At 62.7% G+C, this 9,143-nt stretch carries 9 protein-coding genes; 5 read left to right on the top strand and 4 right to left on the bottom strand.

The annotated features are described in order from the left end of the window. Window positions 1-81 precede the first annotated feature (81 nt). Window positions 82-1,101, bottom strand: coding sequence for a type 2 isopentenyl-diphosphate Delta-isomerase (fni, locus tag NZN28_RS12920; protein WP_295398758.1), 1,020 nt, complete (start codon window positions 1,099-1,101; stop codon window positions 82-84). Window positions 1,102-1,219: 118 nt separating this feature from the next. On the opposite strand from fni, the gene NZN28_RS12915 reads away from it, so the two are divergent. Both NZN28_RS12915 and NZN28_RS12910 read left to right on the top strand, forming a co-directional pair. Next, window positions 1,220-2,134 (top strand): 2-hydroxyacid dehydrogenase, encoded by a 915-nt coding sequence (locus NZN28_RS12915; protein ID WP_295398757.1) that lies wholly within the window; start codon window positions 1,220-1,222, stop codon window positions 2,132-2,134. After that, window positions 2,124-2,612: a hypothetical protein gene (locus NZN28_RS12910; protein ID WP_295398756.1), complete on the top strand. Its 489-nt coding sequence runs from the start codon at window positions 2,124-2,126 to the stop codon at window positions 2,610-2,612. The genes NZN28_RS12915 and NZN28_RS12910 overlap by 11 nt, the downstream gene beginning before the upstream one ends. 27 nt (window positions 2,613-2,639) lie before the next feature. Here NZN28_RS12910 and NZN28_RS12905 read toward each other — a convergent pair whose 3' ends face one another. Together NZN28_RS12905 and NZN28_RS12900 are read right to left on the bottom strand one after the other, a co-directional pair. Next, on the bottom strand, window positions 2,640-3,065 hold the full coding sequence (locus tag NZN28_RS12905) for a disulfide bond formation protein B (RefSeq protein ID WP_295398755.1): 426 nt from the start codon (window positions 3,063-3,065) through the stop codon (window positions 2,640-2,642). Between the two features lie 330 nt (window positions 3,066-3,395). After that, the gene (locus NZN28_RS12900; protein ID WP_295398754.1) at window positions 3,396-4,508 is read right to left on the bottom strand and encodes a hypothetical protein; all 1,113 of its coding nucleotides are present in this window, start codon (window positions 4,506-4,508) and stop codon (window positions 3,396-3,398) included. A 379-nt stretch (window positions 4,509-4,887) separates the two neighbouring features. Here NZN28_RS12900 and NZN28_RS12895 point away from each other — a divergent pair, with 379 nt between their 5' ends. The 3 genes from NZN28_RS12895 (at window position 4,888) to NZN28_RS12885 (ending at window position 6,883) form a co-directional block, all read left to right on the top strand. Then, window positions 4,888-5,256: a hypothetical protein gene (locus NZN28_RS12895; RefSeq protein ID WP_295398753.1), complete on the top strand. Its 369-nt coding sequence runs from the start codon at window positions 4,888-4,890 to the stop codon at window positions 5,254-5,256. A 73-nt stretch (window positions 5,257-5,329) separates the two neighbouring features. Next, a complete protein-coding gene (locus tag NZN28_RS12890; protein ID WP_295398752.1) occupies window positions 5,330-5,947 on the top strand; it encodes a uracil-DNA glycosylase in 618 nt (205 codons plus the stop codon). Window positions 5,948-5,983: 36 nt separating this feature from the next. Continuing rightward, window positions 5,984-6,883 carry an EamA family transporter gene (locus NZN28_RS12885; RefSeq protein WP_295398751.1) on the top strand — a complete coding sequence of 300 codons (900 nt, stop codon included), beginning with the start codon at window positions 5,984-5,986 and terminating at the stop codon, window positions 6,881-6,883. 379 nt (window positions 6,884-7,262) lie between these two features. Here the strand turns inward: NZN28_RS12885 and purH are convergent, their stop codons facing one another. Beyond that, complete coding sequence (gene purH / locus NZN28_RS12880; RefSeq protein WP_295398750.1) at window positions 7,263-8,771, bottom strand: bifunctional phosphoribosylaminoimidazolecarboxamide formyltransferase/IMP cyclohydrolase; 1,509 nt, start codon at window positions 8,769-8,771, stop codon at window positions 7,263-7,265. Between the last annotated feature and the right edge of the window lie 372 nt (window positions 8,772-9,143).

Below are 9,143 nucleotides of genomic sequence, written 5' to 3'. Positions count from 1 at the left end.
TAACCCGAAGGTCATAGGTTCAAATCCTATCCCCGCAACCAGCCCAGGGGCTCCGGAACAACCGGAGCCCTTCTTGCTTGGTCAAACTTTCTCAACGCGGCCCAGCGCCTCGGCGGGGGTGCGGGCCCCCATGACAAACAGCGCGATTCGCAGTTCGTGCAAAAAGTTCTCGAGCCACCCCACCACCGCCTCCGGGCCTTGGAGGGCTGGTTCCAGCAGAGGGCGGGCCACCGCCACCATCTGCGCCCCCAGGGCCAGGGCCTTGGCAGCATCGGTGCCGGTGCGAATGCCCCCCGAGGCAATCAGGGGCCGCTGGGGCAGAACCTGCCGGCACTCCACCAAAGCCTCTGCGGTGGGAATGCCCATCTCCACCAGCTCGGGGTGCAGGATGCGCCCGTGGTGCACCAGCTCTTCGACCCTGGCCCAGCTCGTGCCGCCCGCACCCGCGACGTCAAGCGCAGCCCAGGGCAGGGGGGCCAGCCGTTCGGCCACCTCGCGTCCGATGCCGTGCCCCACTTCTTTGAGAATGACCGGGAAGGGTAGCTTAGGCAGCAGGGCCGCCAGCTTATTTAGCAGTCCGGTAAAGTCGGTATCGCCGCCCGCCTGAAGGGCCTCCTGCAAGGGGTTGAGGTGAAGCGCCAGGGCATCGGCCCCCACCTCGGCCACGGCCTGCTCGAGCTGCGCCAGGCCATAGCCCTTGTTGAGCTGCACCAGCCCCAGGTTGCCAATCAAAAGCGTGGTGGGCGCCACCTCGCGCACCTGAAAACTGGCCCTGGCCTGGGGGCGTTCCAGCATGACCCGCTGGCTGCCCAGCATCATGCCCACCCCCAGTTGTTCGGCGGCCTGGGCCAAAGCCCGGTTGATGCGGGCCCCGTGGGCCTCGCCGCCGGTCATGGCCCCAATCAGGAACGGGGCCCGCAGGGGTTTGCCCAAAAACTCGGTGGATAAGTCCACGTCCTGCAAGGCCATTTCGGGCAGGGCCCGGTAGCGCAAGCGGTAGCGCTCGAGCCCGGTGGTCAGGCGGGTGTACGCCACCGGCCCTTCCAGGCAGACCTCGAGGTGCTTGCGCTTGCGGGTTTGAATATCGGGTGTCTCGCTCACAGCTAGGGCGATTGTACCGAGTGAGGGGTTGCTTGTGCCTTTCCCATAACTTCTGGCTGAAAAGGCCCTACTGCCCCAGGTGTAAAAGCCTTGGCAAGCCACGATATAGTAGCGCTTGATGATTCTCCTGGTTCCCGAAGTGATTGAACCGAGTCTTTTGCAGGGTCTTCCCGAAGGGGTCGAAGTGGCCTTTTTACCCAAGGAAGCGCCCCTATCGGAGCAGGCCCTGCGGGCCGAGTTCGCCGTAGCCCCCTACGGCAGCGGCTCCAGGCGTTTTTTTGCCGAGCTGCCCCACCTGAAGCACCTCAAGGTGGTGCAGACCCTCACCGCCGGGGTGGACTGGATTCTGCCCCACCTGCCCCCGGGCATCGTGCTCTGCGATGCGGCAGGTGTGCACGATATTCCGGTGTCGGAATGGATTGTGGCCGCGGTGCTGGGGGCCATCAAGCGCTTCCCCGAGTTCCGCGACGCCCAGCGAGAGCAGCGCTGGGCCTACCGCTGGGTGGACGACCTCGAGGGCTCGGTGGTGCTGTTTTTGGGGTACGGCTCCATTGCCCGCGCCACCGAGAAGCGCCTCTCGCCGTTCGAGGTCGAGTTTATCCGGGTGGCCCGCACCCCCCGCGAGGGGGTTCATGCCTGGGCCGACCTGCCCGCGCTGCTCCCCAAGGCCGACGTCATCATCAACCTGCTGCCCCACACCCCCGCCACCAACAAACTAATTGGGGCCGCCCACTTTGCCCGCATGAAACCAGGGGCGCTCTTTGTAAACGCAGGTCGGGGCAAGACCGTAGACCAGGAGGCCCTGGTGGAGGCCGTCCGGGCCAAACAGGTGCGCCTGGTGACCGATGTGACCGACCCCGAACCCCTGCCCGAAGGACACCCGCTGTGGTCGCTGCCGGAGGTGTTTCTCACCCCTCACATGGCCGGCTCGACCCCCAAGCTATTCGAGCGGGGCTTCCGGCTGGTGCACGCGCAGGTGGCGCGGTATGTGCGGGGCGAGCCGCTGCAAAACGTGGTGAGGGATGGTTATTGACCTGCTCCTGGCGCTCTTTTTTGTGGGGGGGGCCTGGGCCATGGCGCTGTGGGTCTCGGCAGAGGTGAGCCTGAGCCAGGCCCAGAACCGCCTGCAAAGCAGCATCAATGTAGGGCTTACCGTTGCGATTCAGGTCATTTACGTGCTGACGGTAGAGACCGTGGGCACCTGGCGCGATGCCTTGCTGGTCATTTCGGTCATGCTGTTGCTGGCCTGGTATGGCATGCTGGGGCTCACAAAAGCCATGACCCAAAGCGCCCCGCCAAAGGCTCGAGGTTTTTCGCGTCTGGTCGAGTTTCTCCAGCGCCTAGAGCTGGCCGGACACCGGGCTTTTGCGTTCGTGGCCCTGCTGCTTATGGGCCTGGGCGCGCTGCTTGGAGTCGGCGACCCCACCTTGGTGCTGACCTTTACCCTGCCCTTTTTAGCGGCCATATTTTGCACCCTGTGGGTTCCTCACTGGGTACGCAGACGGGCCTAGCCCCTACCCGCAGCCCCACCAAGGGCCCTACCGCTGCACCGGGCGTACCAGAAATAGCGCTGTTGAGATCAGCAAAAATGCGATTCCGGCCTGCAACGGTATGGGAAAGCTGGGGACGTATTCGACATTGCAGGGAATGGGGCCTTTGCAAACATTGGGCGCGACCCCCGGTACCCACAGCTCGAGCAGGTGGTAGCAGCTCCAGAACAACCCCAGCAAAGACAACGAAAGAGCATAGGGCCTGATACCGGAGTCGTTGCGCCAGGTGGCAATGCCCAGCAGAAAAACCAGGGGATACATCGCAATGCGCTGATACCAGCACAAGGTGCAGGGAATAAAATTGCGCACCTCCGAGTAGTAAAGGCTACCAAGCGTGGCAACCAGCGCGACCAGCCAGGCAAAAGCCAGCAGAAGCGCGTTGCGGTCTGAATTGGCGGTGGTCTGGCGTTGCACCTCCCTATTCTATCGCGCTCTTCACAGACGGGGCCGCCCACGAAAACGAGAAGGGACAGAGAGACGTGCCTCACCTCGGTGAGGCCCGCTTGTCTGCGTTGCGTCTGGGCCGGGACGCATGTTTTCGAGTTTCCAGGCGGCCCCTGTTCTGTTCAGAACCAGGCTCTCTCGAACTCGAGTGGCTCGTAATATGCGAAGAGCGCTCTAACGGTCTGAACCTGCACACCCGAACCTGCTGCGCCAAGGCCCAGCCTCGCCCCTCTTGGTTTCTGGAGGTTGGTCGGGGGTTGCCATTAACGGTAGCAAACCCCGGTACACCCCAGCCAACCCCTACCGCAGGCTGATGGTCACACCGCCGGGGTTGGGCACCTCGATCAGCGATTCCACCGGGGCCCGGCCCTGCACCCGCACGCGGATGCGGTAGATGCCAGGTTTATCGAAGTCTACCCGCCCGGGTAGCCGGGCAATTTCGGTGTTGAGCGGCATTTTGGAGCCTTCGGGAATTTCCAGCACCACAATGCTGGCTGTGGGGCCAGAGGGCTGAAGGCGGAACTCAACCGGATAAACCGAGGTTGAACCCGAGGAGGGCACCCTCGAGCGCAGCCACAGGCCCATTCCTCCCACCAGCAGCACGGAGGGAATAAGCAGCAACCACCACAAAAACGCACGGCGGCTGGCCGGAGCGGGCTCTATCACCTCAAAGGGTGGCTCGAGGCGCTCCTCGATGCGAATCCGCCGAGGCGGGCTGGGCATTGGTCTGGGCGCAGCCGGCTCGCTCACCTGCACCTTTAGGCTCTTGCTGGTCGCGGGCCGGGAGGGCGGGGGTTCTGGGGCCGGTTCGCTGGGGGTCGCCACCACCGGCGAGGCAACCGATACCGGAGGCAAGGTTACGGCGGCAGCCTCGAGCTGCTCCATCAGGGCCGCATACTCGAGCTGCCCCGTCACATAGTTCTCCAGGGCCTCCCTCCAGGGCAAAGCCGGATAGGCATCGCCCGCAATGACCCGCACGGTGTTGAGCAAGCCCGCAAAATCCCACTTTTGCTGGGGGTTGGCAACCCCGACCCCCCCCAGCCATACCCGGCTGCCCCGGGCCCAGATTAGTTCAGGGATGATGTGTCCAACAGGGATATCATGGTCCTGGGCCTGCTTCAGCACACCCAGCAGTTGCTTGACCCACTGAACCAGGCGGGCCACCTCGACCCGACCCGCCAGCCAGGAGGTCTGCACCGCACCCACGGGAATCTCCGCAATCCAGGCGTCTTCCTCCCGGTCTATCCAGCTAAGGGCGTGCGGAATGGATAGCCTGGGTGGTTCCCCCTCCAGGGGCTTGAACGCCAGCACCTCGATGCCGGTGCGTATATCCTGACCTTCGTAGACCTCGGTTGCACTTTCGCCCGGCAGCGAAATCCGCCCCCGCAGCAAGTAGTGCCCAAGGCGCTCCATGGAACGTAGTATAGAGTATCCGACGCCATTTTTAGCCTTAATCGAGGCCTTTGCGGCTTCCGTCATCCAGGCCAAATAAAGTGAGCGCGGGTGCTCGGGGGCCGGTCTCCAACACCTGCCCCCGACCTGTTCCCAAAGAGCTCGCAAAGGGTTCAGGCCAAAAATGGCTCGTAATAGGCGAAGAGCGCTCTGGCATCTGGCCCGCCCAGGGCCCCGGACTTGGGGGCCTATCGCCCGGACGCAGACCCGGTCACATCACTACATGAAATCCAGATCAAATACGAACAATCTTGCGTTGACACTCCATTTTTGGAAATCCTATAATCGCCGTAGTAGGAAAAACCTTTATTCGAAAGGTTTTGGGTTGAAAGGAGCAAGGATGGAGTACAAGGTGACCCTCTCCACCGAAGAGATTGTGCGCGGCCTCAAACACTACCGCCGCATTGCCAAGCAGGATGTTCTTCGGGCCCCGGAGACACCGAACCCCGACATCTTCCGCCAGCACGCCGAGGCCCGGCGTGAAATCTATGCCAAACTGGCCGAGGTTGCCGAAGCCGAAGGCCCGGATGCGGTTGTGAGCCGAGCCCTGCAGCTTTACCAGGAGCTGCCCTTCGTGACCGGAACCGCAGAGGACGCCCACCCCGAGATTAAGGGGCAGGAAAACGCCCTCGAGAACTTTTTTCTGATGATCGGCCTGGACCCCAAGGTGCGCAGGGAGGCCCGCAAAGCCCGCAAACCCGTGCAGTAGCGATAAGCCAGAGCAGCGCCGGGGGCAGGGCGAGCCCGCCCCACCGCCGTTGGTTGACGTTTTATCACTGTTTATGAATCTTGAACTCCTTGCTGCCCAAGCCAGAGCCTGTGTGGCCTGCGGCCTGGCCAAAAGCCGCACCCAGGTGGTCTTTGGCGAGGGTAATCCCGATGCCAAGCTGATGATTGTGGGCGAAGGCCCAGGGGAAGACGAAGATTTGCAGGGGCGGCCTTTTGTGGGACGCAGCGGACAACTGCTCGACAAAATCCTCGAGGCTGCCGGGATTCCCCGCCAGAGCATCTACATCGCCAACATCGTCAAGTGCCGCCCCCCGGGCAATCGCGTGCCCGAACCTCTCGAGGCCAAAACCTGCACCTCGCTGTGGCTCCTCAAGCAAATCCAGCTCATCAAGCCCCAAATCATCATCCCCCTGGGGGCCACGGCGCTCGAGTTCTTTGCCGGCGAGAAGCTCCCTATTACCAAGGTGCGGGGCAAATTCTTCGAGTGGCAGGGCATTCAGATATTTCCCATGTTCCATCCAGCCTACCTGCTGCGGAATCCCTCGCGGGAGCCGGGCAGCCCCAAACACCTCACCTGGCAGGACATTCAGCTGGTCAAAAAGACCCTCGACCAGCTCGGCCCAAAGCCGGGCGTGGAAATCAAAACCATCCAGCAGGAATCCCTCTTCTGAAAAGCGGGGTTTCGCACCTTCGTTACCAGACCCCACATGCCACTATCCCGCGTTGGCCTGCTCCACCTGCTGGTGGTCTACCTTGTCTGGAGCAGCACCTATCTGGCTTTCAAGCTCGGACTCATCGGCGGCTTTGAACCGTTTTGGATGGGGGCCACCCGCTTTATTCCGGCGTCCCTGCTGCTCTTGGGGTTCGCAGTCTGGCAGCGTTTCAGGGTCAGGCTCACCGGGGCCGAGGTGCGCATGCTGGCCCTTTCCGGGCTGATGCTGTGGCTGGGGGGCAACGGCCTGATTCTGATCGCCACCCAGTATGTGCCCTCCGGCTATGTGGCCCTGATGATCTCCACCGCGCCGATATGGGCGGCCACCCTGGAAGGCCTGCTGGACCGCAAGCGGCCCCCAGGGCTCTTGATGGTGGGCCTCTTGGTTGGTTTGCTGGGGATTCTGGCCTTGAATCTACCCAAGCTGGTCGAAGGCACCCCGACCAACCTTCTGGCCTTTGCCCTCCTGCTCATCTCCCCGCTGATGTGGGCCAGTGGCACCATCTACACCCAGCGTCAAAGCCCACGGCTCGAGCCGGTGGTCATCTCGGCCTACCAACAGCTTTTTGGCGGGGTGGGGTTTTTGCTGCTCTCAACCATGCTGGGTGAGCAATGGCACACGCCGACTGCCCTGGGCTGGGCAGCCAACCTCTACCTGATTGTCTTTGGCTCTTTGATTGCCTACACCTCGTACATTTTTGCGGTGCGGTTGCTGCCTTTGAGCCTGGTCACCACCTATGCGTATGTGAATCCGGTGATTGCCTTGCTGCTGGGCTGGGCCTTTTTGCAAGAGCCGCTGGGGGTTTGGACCTGGGTGGGGGCTGCCCTGGTGCTCCTGGGGGTGGGGCTGGTTTTCCGCAGCCGCATGAGACCGATGGTCCAATCCACCCTCTAGCTCTCCAGCAGCCTGCAAAACCGCCATGTTCATATTTTCACGATACTCTGTTTGTGAAAAGAATATGCAGTCCGGGTCGCAAGGACTGGCCCATGGCCGAGCCAAAGCGGGTGCGTCGTAGGTCTTTACCTGCTGCCCCTAGAGCGCTCTTTACAGGCGTGACCTGACCCACAAGGCCCTCACCGCACCCCAGTTTGCAAAGTGCTGTACAGACGGTCACGCGTCATCTCGAAAGCGCTTGGCGACCACCCGCCGCTCTTCAAACCAAACAACCCCGGTGGTCGTGGTGGTTGAATCCGCCGGCCCTCCCTTATCCAGGCGGCAAACTCCGGTCAGGCTGGTTCGCCGTCGGATGGTGACAGGCGACCCCAATCGGGTATCAGTGCTTGAAGTGCCTCGAGCCCGTGAAGACCATGGCGATGCCCAGCTCGTTGCAGGCTGCAATGACCTCCGCATCGCGCTTTGCACCCCCTGGCTGCACAATGGCGGTAACCCCCGCTGCCGCTGCGGCTCGCACCACATCGTCGAAGGGGAAAAAGGCTTCGGAAGCCAGCACCGCGCCACGGGCCCGTTCGCCTGCGTTCTGAATGGCCCGTTCGGCTGCCCAGATGCGGCTGACCGCGCCCGTACCCAGCCCCACCGTCACGCCGTCTTTGGCCAGAACCACATTGTTGGAGCGGGTGTGTTTGCCCACATACCAGGCAAATTTGAGGTCGAGCAGCTCCTGGGGTGTCGGGATTCGCTCGGTGACGTAGTTCAAGGAGAGCTCCTCCCAGCGGCGCAGGTCGCGCTCCTGCGCCAAAAAGCCGCCCACCAGGGGCCGGAACTCCCGGCGGTCGGCATCGGGGCGGGCCGCCACCAGCACCCGCAGGTCGGGCTTTTTCTCCTGAAACCAGGCCAGCGCTTCGGGGGTCACCGCAGGGGCGATGAGCACCTCGAGAAAAGTCCCCCGTGTGGCCATGGCGGTTTCCAGATCAACCGGGCGATTGAAGGCCACCACCCCCCCAAACACCGAGAGCGTATCGGCGTCGCGGGCCCGTTCCCAGGCGGTTTTGGGGTGGTCGGCCAGGGCTACTCCACAGGGGTTGGCGTGCTTGACAGCGACACAGGCCGGTAGCTCGAACTCCGAGACCAGGGCCCAGGCCGCGTCGGCATCGGCATAGTTGTTGAAGCCCATGGGCTTGCCGGAGCACACCTCGGCGTGCAGCACCGGCCCGGTCTGGCCCTCGAGCGCATACAAGGCCGCTTCCTGGTGGGGGTTTTCGCCGTAGCGGAGCGCTACCCCCGGCACCCTTTCCAGGGTGAGCAGTTTGGTTTGGGGGAATTTTTCGCAGGCCAAAAACTCGGCAATCGCCGCGTCGTAGGCGGCGGTATGGGCAAAAGCCTTGTATGCCAGGTGGCGGCGGAACTGGCTGCTGATGCCCGTCCGCAAGGCTTGCAAAACCTCCCCGTAATCGGCGGGGTCACAAACCGGCAGCACGGCTTCGTGGTTTTTGGCGGCAGCCCGCAGCATGGCCGGCCCGCCAATGTCAATGTTCTCGATGCACTCCTCGAACGAAGCCCCCCGGGCCAGGGTTTCTCTAAACGGGTATAGGTTGACGCACAGCAGGTCAATGCGGGTCAGGTGGTGGGCCTGTAGCTCCGCCTCGTGTTCAGGGCTTTTGGTGGCCAGCAAACCCGCGTGAATGTGGGGGTGCAGGGTCTTGACCCGCCCATCCAGAATCTCCGGAAAGCCGGTAATCTCGGACACATAAGTAACCGGCAGCCCCGCAGCCTGCAGGGCTTTGTGGGTTCCCCCGGTTGAGACCAGCTCAAAACCCAGCTCCCGCAAACCCTGGGCAAACGACACCAGACCCGCCTTGTTCGACACCGATAAGAGCGCGCGCATACCTGGAAATCATACCCCTCGGCCCTGGCAACGTTGAACCCTTGCCCTGCGCTACCTACAAGCCCCGTGAGCCCTCGAGGCCGACGGCGAGTAAACCATCCCAGGCCATCCCGCTGACGCGCTTGCGACCCCGACCCTTGTTGCGCAGTACCCCAGCCGCTTCCGTTGCAACCCACCGATACCCCGTCGCACCCGCTTTTTCTCAAGCAGCAAAAGCAACGCGGAAAAAGCCCGCCATTGGCACTTTTGCAACGGTGTCCAACCCCGGCCAGGCTGGAGCGCTCTTCACACATTGTGAGCCACTCGAGTTCGAGAAAGCCTGGTTCTGAGCAGAACAGTGGCCGCCTGGAAACTCGAAAACATGCGTCTCGG

It is taken from the genome of Meiothermus sp., assembly GCF_025056915.1.
Classification (GTDB): domain Bacteria; phylum Deinococcota; class Deinococci; order Deinococcales; family Thermaceae; genus Meiothermus.
Note: the sequence above shows the minus strand (reverse complement) of the source record. Positions and strands in the feature narration are given on the sequence as shown.